At 65.0% G+C, this 14,684-nt stretch carries 15 protein-coding genes; 8 read left to right on the top strand and 7 right to left on the bottom strand.

The features are described from left to right. Window positions 1-9 precede the first annotated feature (9 nt). The 5 genes from B7G53_RS15520 (at window position 10) to B7G53_RS15500 (ending at window position 5,242) form a co-directional block, all read left to right on the top strand. Window positions 10-1,443, top strand: a complete 1,434-nt coding sequence (locus B7G53_RS15520; RefSeq protein WP_255250031.1) for a glycosyltransferase — start codon at window positions 10-12, stop codon at window positions 1,441-1,443. Continuing rightward, window positions 1,443-2,495: a polymer-forming cytoskeletal protein gene (locus B7G53_RS15515; RefSeq protein ID WP_096669281.1), complete on the top strand. Its 1,053-nt coding sequence runs from the start codon at window positions 1,443-1,445 to the stop codon at window positions 2,493-2,495. Before B7G53_RS15520 ends, B7G53_RS15515 begins: the two co-directional genes overlap by 1 nt. Further along, on the top strand, window positions 2,492-3,478 hold the full coding sequence (locus B7G53_RS15510) for a hypothetical protein (protein WP_255250030.1): 987 nt from the start codon (window positions 2,492-2,494) through the stop codon (window positions 3,476-3,478). The genes B7G53_RS15515 and B7G53_RS15510 overlap by 4 nt, the downstream gene beginning before the upstream one ends. A gap of 72 nt (window positions 3,479-3,550) precedes the next feature. After that, window positions 3,551-4,393, top strand: a complete 843-nt coding sequence (locus B7G53_RS15505; protein WP_096669277.1) for a YaiO family outer membrane beta-barrel protein — start codon at window positions 3,551-3,553, stop codon at window positions 4,391-4,393. A gap of 9 nt (window positions 4,394-4,402) precedes the next feature. Then, window positions 4,403-5,242 carry a hypothetical protein gene (locus tag B7G53_RS15500; RefSeq protein ID WP_096669275.1) on the top strand — a complete coding sequence of 280 codons (840 nt, stop codon included), beginning with the start codon at window positions 4,403-4,405 and terminating at the stop codon, window positions 5,240-5,242. Between the two features lie 29 nt (window positions 5,243-5,271). On the opposite strand, the gene B7G53_RS15495 is transcribed toward B7G53_RS15500, so the two are convergent. Then, window positions 5,272-5,721 carry a hypothetical protein gene (locus B7G53_RS15495; RefSeq protein WP_096669273.1) on the bottom strand — a complete coding sequence of 150 codons (450 nt, stop codon included), beginning with the start codon at window positions 5,719-5,721 and terminating at the stop codon, window positions 5,272-5,274. 62 nt (window positions 5,722-5,783) lie between these two features. Further along, complete coding sequence (locus tag B7G53_RS15490; RefSeq protein WP_096669271.1) at window positions 5,784-6,095, bottom strand: hypothetical protein; 312 nt, start codon at window positions 6,093-6,095, stop codon at window positions 5,784-5,786. A gap of 141 nt (window positions 6,096-6,236) precedes the next feature. Here B7G53_RS15490 and B7G53_RS15485 point away from each other — a divergent pair, with 141 nt between their 5' ends. Both B7G53_RS15485 and B7G53_RS15480 read left to right on the top strand, forming a co-directional pair. Then, on the top strand, window positions 6,237-6,785 hold the full coding sequence (locus B7G53_RS15485) for a bactofilin family protein (RefSeq protein ID WP_096669268.1): 549 nt from the start codon (window positions 6,237-6,239) through the stop codon (window positions 6,783-6,785). Between the two features lie 79 nt (window positions 6,786-6,864). Further along, window positions 6,865-8,691, top strand: coding sequence for a carboxyl transferase domain-containing protein (locus tag B7G53_RS15480; protein WP_255250029.1), 1,827 nt, complete (start codon window positions 6,865-6,867; stop codon window positions 8,689-8,691). Window positions 8,692-8,695: 4 nt separating this feature from the next. Here B7G53_RS15480 and B7G53_RS15475 read toward each other — a convergent pair whose 3' ends face one another. From B7G53_RS15475 to purU, 5 genes are all read right to left on the bottom strand, one after another. Continuing rightward, window positions 8,696-9,421 (bottom strand): LrgB family protein, encoded by a 726-nt coding sequence (locus B7G53_RS15475; RefSeq protein ID WP_096669264.1) that lies wholly within the window; start codon window positions 9,419-9,421, stop codon window positions 8,696-8,698. Beyond that, the gene (locus B7G53_RS15470) at window positions 9,405-9,758 is read right to left on the bottom strand and encodes a CidA/LrgA family protein (RefSeq protein WP_096669262.1); all 354 of its coding nucleotides are present in this window, start codon (window positions 9,756-9,758) and stop codon (window positions 9,405-9,407) included. Before B7G53_RS15470 ends, B7G53_RS15475 begins: the two co-directional genes overlap by 17 nt. Before the next feature lie 2 nt (window positions 9,759-9,760). Next, window positions 9,761-11,263, bottom strand: a complete 1,503-nt coding sequence (locus B7G53_RS15465; protein ID WP_096669260.1) for an FAD-linked oxidase C-terminal domain-containing protein — start codon at window positions 11,261-11,263, stop codon at window positions 9,761-9,763. Window positions 11,264-11,448: 185 nt separating this feature from the next. Further along, the gene (locus B7G53_RS15460; RefSeq protein WP_096669258.1) at window positions 11,449-12,330 is read right to left on the bottom strand and encodes a LysR substrate-binding domain-containing protein; all 882 of its coding nucleotides are present in this window, start codon (window positions 12,328-12,330) and stop codon (window positions 11,449-11,451) included. After that, the gene (gene purU, locus B7G53_RS15455; protein ID WP_096669256.1) at window positions 12,327-13,199 is read right to left on the bottom strand and encodes a formyltetrahydrofolate deformylase; all 873 of its coding nucleotides are present in this window, start codon (window positions 13,197-13,199) and stop codon (window positions 12,327-12,329) included. Before purU ends, B7G53_RS15460 begins: the two co-directional genes overlap by 4 nt. Before the next feature lie 129 nt (window positions 13,200-13,328). Here purU and B7G53_RS15450 point away from each other — a divergent pair, with 129 nt between their 5' ends. Then, entirely contained in the window at window positions 13,329-14,669 is a 1,341-nt protein-coding gene (locus tag B7G53_RS15450) for an aminotransferase class III-fold pyridoxal phosphate-dependent enzyme (protein ID WP_096669254.1), read from the top strand. The last annotated feature ends 15 nt before the right edge of the window (window positions 14,670-14,684 follow it).

Genomic DNA, 14,684 nt, shown 5'->3' with positions numbered 1-14,684 from the left:
GCCATGCCCATGCCGCCTTCCTCTTGTAGCCTTTCCACCGAAAGCCTTGTTCACGTCACCCGGCGGCCGGGTCGGCCCCGTGTCGCGTTCGCCCTCGCGGCCACCGCCTTCATGGGGGCCGGGCCGGCCCTGGCGCAAGCCCAGGCGACCGGTGCGCTGATTCCCTCGTTCAAGGATTACCCGGTCGCCGCCGTCATGGCCTCGCTGCTGTTCCTGATCGTCGTGGCCATGATGATTTATGGCGTGCGCCACTTCATGTTCACGATCAACCGGCTGACCGGTGTGCAGCGCCACCCCTACATCGACATTGCCGTGGCGCGCTGGCCCATGATCACCGTCTTCATTGCTGCGCACAACGAGGAAAAGGTGATCGCCGGCTGCATCGAGGCGCTTCTCAATACCGACTATCCGGCGGACCGGCTCAAGATCATTCCCGTCAATGACCGGTCGAAGGACGGCACGGGCGAGATCATCGACAGCTATGTGGCGCGTTTCCCCTCGCGCATTTCGCCATTTCACCGCAGCACCGGCAAGGCCGGCAAGTCGGCTGCCCTGAAGGACGCCCTGCACTTTGCCGAAGGCGACATCGCCATTATTTTTGACGCCGACTACGTGCCCGGCCGCGGCCTGCTCAAGCAGCTGGTGGCGCCGTTTTTCGATCCGGAAATCGGCGCTGTGATGGGACGTGTGGTGCCCGTCAACAGCGGCGCCAACCTGCTGACCCGCATGCTGGACCTGGAGCGCTCCGGCGGCTACCAGGTGGACCAGCAGGCGCGCATGAACCTGAACCTGCTGCCGCAGTACGGCGGCACGGTCGGTGGCGTGCGCCTGTCGGCGGTCGAGGCGGTGGGCGGCTGGCACGACGACACGCTGGCCGAAGACACCGACATCACGTTCCGGCTCATGCTCAATGGCTGGAAGACGGTGTACACCAACCGTTCGGAATGTTACGAAGAAGTGCCCGAGGAGTGGAGCGTGCGCATCAAGCAGGTGACGCGCTGGGCCAAGGGCCACAACCAGGTGATGACGCGGTATTGGTGGAAGTTTGCCACCAGCGCCTACCTGACGCCGGCTCAGCGCATTGACGGTTTGCTGCTGCTGTTTGTGTTTGTCATCCCGCTGGTCATGCTGGCCGGCTGGGGCCTGGCGCTGGGACTGTATTTTCTCAATGCGGGTTCCCTGCTGTCGTCGCTGATTCCCATTTTCGCGCTGATGATTTATGGAACGCTGGGCAACTTCGCCGCATTTTTTGAAATTGTGGTGGCGGTGCTGATTGACGGCAACCGGCGACGGCTGAGGCTGCTGCCTTTCAACATGCTGGGTTTTCTGGTCAGCCTGTTTGCCATTTCAGGCGCCGTCTGGAGCCTGCTGCTCGACAGGATCCTCAAACGCGAGATGGTCTGGGACAAAACCATCCGCTACCGCACCAAGGCTGCTGAATAATGACTGAAAACTACACCACTTATGCCGCATTCGTGCTGATTTGCCTGCTGCTGCTGACGCTGCCGTTTGTACCGGCGTTTCGGGAGTGGCTGCGGCCCACGGACTTTGCCGCCTTGCCGATTTCGGCCAACTACACCACCGACATCGACCACTTTGCCCGGCGCCTGCATGCCGATGTATCGGCCAGGCTCGGGCTGGGCGAGCCCACCGGGTTCGAGGATTTCGAGTTTGTTGGCGATCCGGCGTCCGCTGCAGGCGTGGACCTGGACTGGCGCAAGGCGGACAAGCGGCTGATCGCCCGCAGCAGCATTGCCAGCCTTTCCCCTGTGCGCAGCGCGCAGCCGGTTTACGTGCAGGGAAGCCTGCGGGGCGGCGCCGAATCGGCTTTTCCGGCGCTGTATGCCACCGGTGACATTGCCCTCGGGGACCACAGCACCGTTGATGACTGGGCCCATGCCGACGGCGTGCTGCGCATGGGTCCGCGCAGTGTGGCCCTCAGGCGTGTGTCCGCGGGCAGCGCCATCGAACTCGGCAACGAGACCTGGTTTGAGCGCCTGCATGCGCCTGCCTTGCGTTTTGGCACGCACGTCAGCGATGTGCTGCCACCGGCCGGCGCCGAGCAGACGCCGGCCAGTTATGCCGATCTGCCGGGCGCGGTTCAGCAAACGCCCCTGCTTTTCCTGATTCGCGGGGATTGCGCGCTGCCGCCCGCCCGCATTTACCGCGGATCGCTGGTCGTGACGGGCTTTCTGACCATTGGGGCGGCGACCACCATCGTCGGCGACATCAAGGCGCGCGAAGGGGTGAGCATCGGCCACCGCGCCAGCGTGCAGGGCGCCGTGACCTGCGAAAAACGTGTGTACGTTTACAAGGATGCCCGGGCCTGGGGGCCGGTGGTGTCCGAGAGCGACATCCTGATCGGGGCCAACGCGCTGGTGGGCCTGCCTGACGCGCTCACCACCGTCACCGCCCGCAACATCATCGTGGAAGACGGGGTGGTGGTGCACGGCACGGTCTGGGCGCGCGAGATCGGCATGGTGAAACAGGCATGAAACTCAAACAACTGTTGACGGTTTGTACGATGGGCGTGTTGCTGCTGACCCAGGCGGGATGTGCCGGTGCGGCAGCGCCTCTGGAACTGGGCGGCTACACGGACGACAGCGGCGCCATCACCGTGCTGCACGGCGGTGATTCGGCGGACCCGTATTTCGCGATGCAGGCCTTGTTGCTGGCGCACGAAAACGGCATGGATATATCGGCACCGGCTGAAAAGTTCGCCAACTGGCTGGTGCCGCGGCAAAAGCTGGACGGCACGTTTGACCGGTTCTGCCGGGGCGCCGATAAAAAATGGGTGTCCTGCAAGGCGGCCGATGCCGACGACTCCTTGCTGGCGATCTGGATGAAGCTGCTGGAAACCATGCCGGCCAAGCTGGCCAGCAACCCGGTCTGGAGCAAGAGCCACCAGGCCAGCAAGGTGGCGCTGGAGAACCTGTACCAGCCGTCGCGCGGCATCTACATGGTCTCGCCAGTGGTGCTGCACGGCCTGTTCATGGACAACCTGGAAGTCTGGTCGCTCAAGGTGCACCTGAAGCAGCCGCAGCAAAGGGCTGCGTCCGACAAGCTGGCACGCGCCATTCATGACACCTTCTGGGACCCGGTCAACAAGCGGTTTCTGGTGTCGACCCAGCTGGAGCAGCGCTCGCAGAAACCCGCGTTTTACCCCGACCATGTGGCACAGATCTTTCCGCTGCTGTTCGATTTTCCGCTGGTGCCGGGCAACGCGCGGCAGTACTACCGCGACTGGATGGCGGTGCACCGCGGGGAGTGGCTGATGCAGGGCGAAGCCGACTACCCGTGGGGGTTGCTTGCCGTGCTCGCCATGCGTCAGAACGACAAGGCCACCGCCGCTTGCTGGCTGCGCCAGTCCACGCCGCTGCGCCACTCGTCGCGCTGGGCGGTGAGCGACGAAGCGTCCTACCAGATCCTGGTGAGCCGGGGCGTGACGGCTGCGGCCAAGGATGCGAACTGCAAATGAGCGGGGCACGCGGCGGTGTGCCGCCCGGGCCGGCGAGTGTGGTACCAGATTACTTTTTTGGAGTGAGTTTTGATGTTTAAACCTTTTTTTCTAGCGCTGCCTGTGTTGCTGGCCGCTGCCCTGCCCGCAACGGCTCAAACCGTCGCACCCACGGACGCCCCGGCGCCGGTCGACAACGTGGCGGCGCCGGCTGGGCCGGGGGGCACCGGGCCCTTGCGCAGCCTGGAGCTCAGCACCGGTGTGCAAAACCTCAGCAATGGCTTCGGCAATTGGCGCGACGTGACCCTGAAGGGCGCCTATGGCGTGGACAAACATGTCTTGCAGGGTGAGTTGTCCGCGCACAAGCGGTTTGGCGAAAACGGTACGTTTCTGGGTCTCAGCGACACCTACACCTTCAATGAAGACTGGTTTGGCTCGGTGGCGCTGGGGGTGGGCGACGGTGCCTTCTATCTGCCGCGTTACCGTGTGGATGGAACGATTTCCCGGAAATTTCTGCCCGGCCGCAATCTGGTGGGCACGGTGGGGGCAGGGTATTACAACGCGCCCGATGGCCACACCGACCGCAGCCTGTCGCTGGGTGCGGCCTACTATTTCGAGGCGCCGTGGATCGTGGAAGGTGGCGTGCGGCTGAACCGCAGCAACCCGGGCTCGGTGGACACGCAGCAGCAATTTGTGGCGCTGACCTGGGGACGCAACAAGCAGGACCTGGTGACCGCGCGCTACGGGTGGGGCAGCGAAGGGTATCTCGCCATTGCCGCCGACCGGCAACTGGTCAACTTCGACAGCCGCGAGGCCAGTGTGAGCTGGCGCCACTGGTTCAATCCGCGCACCGGCGTGCTGGTCGGCGCCAACCGCTACACCAATCCGCTGTACCGCCGCAGTGGTGTGAATGTCGGCGTTTTCCACGAATTTTGATCACGCCCCATGAGCTCCAGAACCAAATCCCTGTCGGAACCTGCGCGTGAGCAGGAGCGTCTTTTCAATGCCTCTTTTTCTGCTGCCCGGGAAGCCCGCGCCCAGCGGGTTCTGGTGCGCCCGCACCGCTCCATCACACCGCTGAAGGTCACGCCCTGGCTGCTGGCGCAGGCGATTGTCCTGCCGCTGATCCTGTGCGCGCTGGTGTATGTGGGAAAACCGCTGCTGTTTGATTTCTGGCGCGATTGCATCCTGTTCTGGTCCGTGGGGCTGGACATGCCTTTCACACTGACCAACCAGCTCAACGATGCCGGGCAATACGCGATGCTGCTGTCAAGCGGGCCGGACGACAGGCCGTTGCCTAGCCGTACCATCCTGCTGGTGACCGCGGTGGTCACGCTGGCGGGGCTGGCCTTGTCGCTGCGTATGAAAAACGCGCAACTTCCGCTCAAGTATCCCTTGCGCATCGTCGGCGTCATACAGCTGGTCACGCTGGTCTATTTCTGGCTCTCGCCAGACGCTTTTCCCTACAGCATTGCACGCCACAGCGAGGAACTGATGACCATCGGTTATGTGGTCATGCTGGCCACACCGGTGATGCTGGCGATGGGGTATTACATCCTGAACCAGAGCCTGTCGATCAAGCTGTTCCACACCGCGCTGATCCTGGGCTTTTTCGCCGTCATGATTCCCCACAAGGTGCTGGCGCAGGCTTTCATCATGCAGCACCTGTCGGTGCTGTTCATGCCGGTGCTGTACATCTGCATGGGCGCCGTCTTTGATGCACTGGTGTTTGTCGCCCTGTACTCCTGGGCGGTCAGCAGCGCGCCGCGGGACGCCACGGTCTGACCTGCGCCTGAACGGCGGGTCGGGGCGGTTCAATACCGCACGCTGCAGACCTCCAGCGCATGGAGTCCGCGGTCGGTGATGAGGTAGCCGCCTTCGCCGTCATCGTCCAGGAAGCCGTGTTTGTTCAGGGAAGCGACGGTTTTCAGGCCGTGGGCGCGGGTTTTGTGGGGTTGCGGCTGCTTGCGCCCGGTGGGCGGCAGACCGACGATCCTGAAGCCGTAGCGGGCATCTTCCAGGCACTCGTACTGCTTGTAGGTCAGTATTTTCACCGGCAGGGCGCCGGTGCTGGTGCCGCTCCACTCAAATTCGGGCGGCGCGTAGCTGACCCGGTAGGTGCTGTCTTCCGGCGCGCTGCGGTGCGGCTGCGTCTGCCCCCCGGCTGCCGGCGATGCTGCGGCCCTGCGTTTCATGACGCGGTACACCCCCCAGCCGAGCGCCCCCAGCACGATCACCGCCATGAACAAAACAGCAAACTCCACGACCCCCCTTATTTGGCAACTGGTGTAATTATCCGTACAAAGCGCGCGCCGGTCTGGCGTGCTCAGCAGTCCTGGATCTCCAGCTCGAAGTGGGCATCGCCCATGTAGCGTTCGGCGCCAAAAGCCGCTTGCGTGGCCGCCAGCTCGGCCGCTTCCCACTGCTCGGCCAGCAACTGTTCCGCCGGCGCCAGATCCCAGGGGCGGGTCTGCTCCCCGTGGACCTGCAACAGCCGGAGGTAGGCGCGGTAGACGGGCGCCACCAGGCTGGCATCGCCCAGAGAGGCGTCAAGCGCGGTCCGAAACCGCTGCGCCGCGCCGGCGCGTTCGGCGTCCGAGACATCCTCGCTGTGAAAAATCCTGACCGTGTAATGCATGGCACAAGTCTACAAGTTCGCACCCGGCGCTGGCGCGCACGGACGCAGCGGACCCGGTCATTTCGTTACTCATCTTGCATTAGCAGTGGAGACTTTTCAAAACGCTCTCCGTACCATCGGTTCTTTTTCAAGGAAATCCAGATGGCACTGCAATCACCGTTCTTTGGCAAGCGCGACAACGAACCTTCCAGCCTGCGTCATGGCAGCCCCAATCCCAATCCTTACGCGAACACGCCTGCGGCAACCAATGTGTCGAACAGCGCGCCCGCTGCCGCTGCGGCCGCCACCAGCGCGCCGTCTGCCGCCCCGCGCGAAGGCGGCGGCAGCAAGCTGACGGTGGGCCCCAACATCAAGCTCAAAGGCGTCGAGATCACCGACTGCGACACCCTGGTGGTGGAAGGTCTTGTAGAGGCCACGATGGACTCGCGCGTGATGCAGATCTCCGAGCATGGCGAGTTCAAGGGCTCGGCCGAGATCGACATCGCCGAGATCCACGGCGCGTTTGATGGCAACCTGACGGTGCGCCAGAAGCTGGTGATTTATGCGACCGGCAAGGTCACCGGCAAGATCCGTTATGGCAAGCTGGTGATTGAAGAGGGTGGCCAACTCGCCGGCGAGATCCTGTTCGGCGCCGTGGGCAATAATTCGAAACCCGCACTGGCTGGAAAGCCGGGCCTGCAAGTCGCCTGAGTTTTTGCAGACGCGCACGCTGTCGCCGAGTTGACGACAGCGGCGCGCCGGGCGGGCGCAAAATGCGCCGATGTCCGCGGTGTACTCCCCCCTCCAGGCCCAGGTGGTTCAATGGCAGGTTGAGCCCGGCGCTGCCGTGCGCGCCGGTGACCTGCTGGTGATTCTCGAGGCCATGAAGATGGAGCACGAGGTGCGCGCGGCCATCGGCGGCCGCCTCGGCGACGTGTTTTTTGCCGCGGGCGAACTGGTGGAGTCGGGCGCGCTGCTCGCGCGCATCGAGCCCCTGTTGGCGACGGTGGCCCAGCCTGCCGCCTCTGCGGCTGCACCCACCGAAGCCTCCTCCCCCGCGCCCGGCAGCCTGCGCGCCGACCTGCAGCGCACGCTGGATCGCCATGCGCCCACGCAGGACGCCAGCCGCCCCGAAGCGGTGGCCCGGCGCCACGCCCTGGGCCTGCGCACCGCGCGCGAGAACATCACCGACCTGTGCGACGAGGACTCCTTCAGGGAGTACGGCGCGCTGGCTGTCGCGGCGCAGCGCAGCCGCCGCAGCGAAGAAGACCTGCTCAGGAACACCCCGGCCGACGGCATGGTCACCGGCATCGGCAGCATCAACGGCGCCCAGTTCGGCCCGCAAGCGAGCCGGGCCGTGGTGATGGCCTACGACGCCACCGTGCTGGCCGGCACACAGGGCATGCGCAACCACCAGAAAACCGACCGCATGCTGGGCATCGCGCTGCAGAACAAGCTGCCGGTGCTGCTGTTTGCCGAAGGCGGCGGCGGCCGGCCCGGGGACACCGACATGCCCATCGTTGCCGGCCTGCATGTCGGCACCTTTGCGAGTTTTGCCCGCCTCAATGGCCGGGTACCGGTGGTTGGCATTGTGGCGGGCCGCTGTTTTGCCGGCAATGCGGCCCTGCTGGGTTGCTGCGACGTGATCATTGCCACCCGCGGCAGCAACATCGGCATGGGCGGCCCGGCGATGGTGGAGGGCGGTGGCCTCGGCGTCTTCAAACCCGAACAGATCGGGCCGGCCGGCGTGCAGCACGGCAACGGCGTCATCGACGTGCTGGTGGACGACGAAGCCGGGGCGGTGGCGGCGGCGCGACACTATCTGTCTTTTTTTCAGGGTGCCACCACAGACTTCGCTGCGCCGGAGGCCCTGGCCCTGCGCGAGGTGGTGCCCGAGAACCGCTTGCGCGTGTATGACACGCGCGCGGCGATCAACGGCATCGCCGATGCCGGCAGCGTGCTGGCGCTGCGCACCGGCTTTGGGCAAGGCATTCACACCGCGCTGGCGCGTATCGAGGGGCGGCCGGTGGGCATCCTGGCCAACAACCCGCAACACCTGGGCGGCGCCATCGACGCCGATGCGGCCGACAAGGCCGCGCGTTTCATGCAGCTGTGCAATGCGCATGGCCTGCCGCTGGTCAGCCTGGTGGACACCCCGGGTTTCATGGTCGGCCCGGAGACCGAGGCGCAGGCGCAGGTGCGCCATGTCAGTCGCATGTTCATTGCCGCGGCGCATCTGCGCGTGCCGTTTTTCAGCGTGGTGCTGCGCAAGGGCTACGGCCTGGGCGCCATGGCCATGACGGCCGGCAGTTTTCATGCGCCGGCCTTCAACGTGGCCTGGCCTACCGGCGAGTTCGGCGCCATGGGGCTGGAAGGGGCGGTGAAACTCGGCTACCGCAAGGAGCTGGAGGCGCAGCCCGACGGTCCGCAGCGTGAGGCCTTGTACGAGACCCTGGTGGCGCAGCAGTATGACAAAGGCAGTGCGCTCAACATGGCGACCACGCTGGAAATCGACGCGGTGATCGACCCGGCGCAAACGCGCGACTGGCTGGTGCGCGGCCTGCAGTCGTCACCCATCCGGCCCGCGGATGGCGCACTGGCCATCGATACCTGGTGACTCCTTAAAAAATGCGGAACAGCAGCGGCATCAGCAAGGACGCCAGCACCACCTGCAGGCCCAGCGCCAGGCCGGCGTAGGCGCCGGCATCGGCGTTGACCTGCAGCGCGCGCGCTGCGCCTATGCCATGCGAGGCGGTGCCGAGTGCAAAGCCGCGCGCCGTCCAGCCGGCCGCATCCAGCGGAATCCCGAAGGCGTCAAACAGGTATTTGCCACTCAGCGCACCGACCAGTCCGGTGATGACCGCAAACACGGCCGCCAGCGCCGGGATGCCGCCTATCTTGTCGGCAATGCCCATGGCCACCGGCGCGGTGACGGACTTGGGCGCCAGCGACAGCACCACCTCCAGGGGCAAACCGACGGCCCAGCCCAGCGCCAGCGCCGAGCCGCTGGCGGCAAAACCGCCGGCCAGCGCGGCCAGCAGCAGGCGGCCCCAGCGCAGCCGCAGCTCGGCACGGCGCTGCCACAGCGGCCAGGCCAGCGCCACCACGGCCGGTCCCAGCAGGAAGTGGATGAACTGCGCGCCGGCGAAATAGGTCGGGTAGGACACGCCGGTAGCCAGCAGCACCGCGGCAATCACCAGCACGGTCCAGAGCACCGGGTTGGCCCAGGGCGCCTGCTGCAGGCGCGCGTAGATGGCCTGGGCCACGACGTACACCACCAGCGTGGCCGTCAGGCCGAACAGCGGCGTGGCGGAAAGGTAGACCCAGAGTTCAACGAATTTCGGCATGTTTGCGCCACAGGACATGCAGGGTCAGCACCGTCACGGCCAGCCCGATCAGCGTCGACAGGACAATCACCAGCAACATGCGGCCGCCGTACTGGCTGACCAGGCTCAGATGGGTCATGACACCGACACCGACCGGCACAAACAGCAGCGACAGGTGCGCCAGCAGAAAGTCGGCGCAGGCCGCCACCGGCTCGCGCACCACCGGCCAGCGCAGCGCGACCAGCAACAGCAGCATGCCGATGACCGGGCCGGGAAAGGGCAGGGACAGGCCGCGCGAGAGCAGTTCGCCGATGGACTGCAACAGCAGCAGCCAGGCCAGGCCGCGTAAGCCCAGCATGGCTAGAACCTCGGGAGGTCGGGGTGCGAGATCTTGCCGCCGCGCACCAGCATTTTTCCGTACTCGGCGCAGCGCTGCAGCGTCGGGATCACCTTGCCGGGGTTGAGCAGGCCCAACGGGTCAAACGCGCGCTTGACGCCGAACATCTGCTCGTTTTCCGCGGCCGAGAACTGCACACACATGGAATTGAGTTTTTCCACGCCCACGCCGTGTTCGCCGGTCACCGTGCCGCCCATGGCCACACTGGTTTCCAGGATGTCGGCGCCGAACAGCTCGCAGCGGTGCAACTGGTCGGCGTCGTTGGCGTCGAACAGAATCAGTGGGTGCAGGTTGCCGTCGCCGGCGTGGAACACATTGGCACAGCGCAGGCCGTACTTGATCTCCATCTGCTGGATGGCCAGCAGGATGTCGGCCAGGCGCTTGCGCGGAATCGTCGAGTCCATGCACATGTAGTCGGGGCTGATGCGGCCGCTGGCCGGAAAGGCGTTCTTGCGCCCGCTCCAGAAGCGCAGGCGTTCGGCCTCGTTCTGGCTGACCGCAATCGCCGTGGCGCCGTGGTTGCGCAACACGGCGCTCATGCGGCCGATTTCTTCCTCGACCTCTTCCGGCGTGCCGTCGCTCTCGCACAGCAAGATCGCCTCGGCCGTCAGGTCGTAACCGGCGTGCACGAAGTCCTCGACCGCCGCGGTCATGGGTTTGTCCATCATCTCCAGCCCGGCCGGAATGATGCCGGCGGCAATCACCGCCGCCACCGCGTCGCCGGCCTTGCGCAGGTCGTCGAAGCTGGCCATGATGCAGCGCGCCAGCACCGGCCTGGGCACCAGCTTGACGGTGACCTCGGTGGTGACGGCCAGCATGCCTTCGCTGCCGATGACCACCGACAGCAGGTCGTAACCGGCGCAGTCCAGCGCGTCGCTGCCGAATTCCACCGCCTCGCCTTCGATCGTGAAGCCCCTGACCTTGAGCACGTTGTGCAGGGTCAGGCCGTACTTGAGGCAATGCACGCCGCCCGAGTTTTCGGCCACGTTGCCGCCTATGGTGCAGGCGATCTGGCTGGACGGGTCGGGCGCGTAATACAGGCCCAGCGGGGCGGCGGCTTCGCTGATGGCGAGGTTGCGCACACCGCCCTGGACCACCGCGGTGCGGCTGGCCGCGTCCATCTTCAGAATTTTGTTGAACTTGGCCAGCGACAGGGTCACGCCCAGCTTGTGCGGCATGGCGCCGCCGGACAGGCCGGTGCCGGCGCCGCGTGCCACCACGGGGACTTCCAGCGCATGGCAGGTTTTCAGCACGGCCTGCACCTGGTCATAGGTTTCGGGCAGGGCGACCACCAGCGGCCGTTCGCGGTAGGCGGTCAGGCCGTCGCATTCATAAGGCGTGGTGTCTTCGCTGTTCCAGAGCAGCGCATGCGCCGGCAGCACCGCTTGCAGCGCCGCGACGACCTGGGCCTGGCGTTCGGAGCGTTTCAGCAGCTGCTGCTGCCGGGAGTCAAGAGGAGCATTCATGGGCGGCCTTCAGGAGGAAACACGGCTTGGCGCCGGGATGAAAGCACTTTAATGCAAAGCGCGCGCGGGCGGCGTGAAGAAAATGGCGGTTTTTTGTGAAAACCGAGATGCTATCATTTTGGTAGCTACCTGCGTCCGCCTTTCAAGGGCTGGAGACCTAAAACGCATCAAAATCGGCAGGACAGCTAGGCGACCGATTTTTTCAGCCAGTCGGCAAAGGCGGCACATTCCCAGCGGTCCATCATGCCGGTGCGCCAGCACAGGTAGTGGGCGTGCGGGCTGGGCACGTTGCGCTCGTACAAACGTACCAGGGAGCCATGTTCCAGCCACGGTGCGCCCAGCTTGAGGCGCACCAGTGCCACACCCATGCCGGCGGCGGCGGCGTCGCACATCAGGCCGATGTCATTGAACTGCGAGCCATCGACCGGCTCGGCCCAGTCCAGGCTGTGGGCCGCAAACCACGTGCGCCAGGGCTCCAGCGGCGAGCGCAGCAGCGCTTCCCCGTCCAGATCCTCGGGAACTTCAAAAGGCCCGTGCTCCCGCACATAGGCCGGCGAGGCCAGCGGCGTGACTTCGTCCTTCATGAGGCAGACGTGCTCGAGGTCGGCATAACGGCCGGTGCCGAAACGCACGATCAGGTCGGCGTCCTCGGCCACCACGTCCAGCAGGGGGATGGACACCTGCAGCGTCAGGTCGATCTCGGGGTAGGCATCGGTGAACTGGCGCAGGCGCGGGATCAGGATGGAGCGGGCAAAAGTCGGCGTGACGGCCAGGCGCAGCTTGCGCTTGCCGGGGCTGCCGCTCTGGCCGGCCGTGCCCGGAAATTTCTGCAGCGTCGCCAGGCCCTCGCGCACATGGGCCAGGTATTCGCTGCCCTCGGTGGTCAGCGAAAAGTCAGCCCGGCCGAACAGCTTGGTGCCGATGATCTGTTCGAGCTGCTTGACGCGGTGGCTCACCGCGCTGGGCGTCACGTTCAGCTCTTCCGCGGTTTGGGTGACGCTGCGCAGCCGCGCCAGCGCCTCAAAGGTCAGCAGGCACTGGATGGGCGGGATGCGGGCAGCGGTCACTTGAAGATGACTGTCTTGTGGCCGTTCAGTAAAACCCGGTGTTCGCTGTGCCACAACACGGCACGCGCCAGCACCTGGCTTTCGGTGTCCCGGCCCATGGCGGTCAGGGCTTCCACGGTCTTGCTGTGGTCGGCCCGGGCCACATCCTGCTCGATGATCGGGCCTTCGTCGAGGTCGGCCGTCACGTAGTGCGCGGTCGCGCCTATCAGTTTCACGCCGCGGGCGTGGGCCTGGTAATAAGGTTTGGCGCCCTTGAAGCTGGGCAGAAACGAGTGGTGGATGTTAATGGCCCGGCCGGCCAGCTTTTTGCACAGGTCGTTGCTCAGGATCTGCATGTAACGCGCCAGCACCACCAGTTCGGCGCCTTCGGCCTCGATGATGTCGTACTGCTTCTTTTCGGCCTTGTCCTTGGTCGCGGCCGTGACCGGAATGTGGTGGAAGGGCACGTTGTAGCTGGCCGCCAGCTGGTAAAAATCGCGGTGGTTGGAGACGATGGCGCGGATGTCCAGCGGCAGCAGCCCCGACTTCCAGCGAAACAGCAGGTCGTTCAGGCAATGCCCTTCCTTGCTGACCATGAGCACCGTGCGCATCGGCTCGGCGGTCTGGTGCAGGCCCCAGCGCATGTCGAACAGCACACCCAGCGTGCCGACCTGTTCCTTGAGATTTTCATAGGAGAGCTGGTCACAGGCAAAACTGACACGCATGAAAAACAGGCCGGTGGCGTCGGCCGCCGGGTCGTCGCGCTTGTCGTCGCTGAACTGCGCCGCTTCCAGGATGTTGCCGCCGCGTTCGAACAAAAAACCGGAAACCGCATGAACAATGCCCGGGCGGTCGGGGCAGGACAGGGTGAGGATATAAGTAGGACTCATGGGGGATGAATTGTCGCAGGTGGCCGGCCACCAGGTGCTTGCCGGAAAGCACATTGTCGCCGGGAGTGCCAGAATGCATGATCTACCGCCAATACCCGGCTGCCCCATTTTTTAGCAGGAGATTTCGCCATGGCCTATCAAGACTTCAACATGGACCACCAGTGGTTGCCCTTCACACCGAACCGCAGCTTCAAGAAGGACCCGCGGGTTTTTGTGAAAGCCGATGGCATGTTTTTCACGACGCACGACGGCAAGCAGGTGCTCGACGGCATTTCCAGCCTGTGGTGCGTGGGCGCCGGCCACAACCGCAAGCCGATCAACGAAGCCATCAAGAAGCAGCTCGACACACTGGACTACGCGACCGCCTTCCAGGCCAGCAACGACCAGGCCTTCAAGGCCGCCGACCTGATTGCCGGCATGGCACCCGGTGACCTGAACCAGGTGCTGTTCTGCAATTCCGGCTCGGAAGCGGCCGACACCTCGCTCAAGGTGGCGCTGGCCTACCACCGCGCGCGCGGCGAGGGCCACCGCAATGTCTTCATCGGCCGCGAAAAAGGCTACCACGGCGTTGGTTTCGGCGGCATGAGTGTGGGCGGCATTCCGGCCAACCGCAAGGTCTACGGCTCGGCCTTCCTGCCGCGCGTGGACCACATGCGTTTCATCCACGACCCGGTCAAACACGCTTACATCCACGGCGCCGAGCCGGTCTGGGAAGAGGACATCCTGCTGGAACTCGAGCAGCGCATTTTGCCGCTGCACGACGCCAGCAACATCGCGGCCGTGATCGTCGAGCCGGTGGCCGGCAGCGCCGGCTGGTACCTGCCGCCCAAGGGTTACCTCAAGCGCCTGCGCGAGATCTGCGACAAACACGGCATCCTGCTGATTTTTGACGAGGTCATCACCGGTTTCGGCCGCATGGGCACCAACTTCGGCGCCGACTATTACGGCGTGGTGCCCGACATGCTGAACTTCGCCAAATGCGTGACCAACGGCGTGATCCCGCTGGGCGGCGTGATCTGTTCCGACCGCATCTACAACACCATGATGGACGCCAATGCCGACAGCCCGGCCCATGCGGTGGAGTTTTTCCACGGCTACACCTACTCGGGCCATCCGGTGGCCTGCGCCGCGGCGATTGCCACGCTGGGCCTGTTCAAGGAAGAAAAGCTGTTTGAACGCGCCGGACAGATGGGCACCGTGCTCGGCGACGCCATGCACAGCGGCTTCAAGGGCCTGCCCAATGTGGTCGGCATCCGCAGCCTGGGCCTGGCCGGTGCGGTGGAGCTGACGTCCATCGCCGGTGCACCGGGCAAACGCGCTTACGACATCTTCATGGACTGCTTCAAACACGGCGTGCTGGTGCGCCCGGCGGCCGACAATATCGTGATCTGCCCGCCTTACATCGTGGAAAAAGAGCACATCGAGCGCATCGTCAGTGTGGTGGCGGACTCCATCAAGAAGAACGCCTGAACGCCTGAGCGTGGC

This window comes from Polaromonas sp. AET17H-212 (assembly GCF_002379085.1).
Taxonomy (GTDB): domain Bacteria; phylum Pseudomonadota; class Gammaproteobacteria; order Burkholderiales; family Burkholderiaceae_C; genus Polaromonas.
This window is presented reverse-complemented; position numbering and strand designations above follow the sequence as displayed.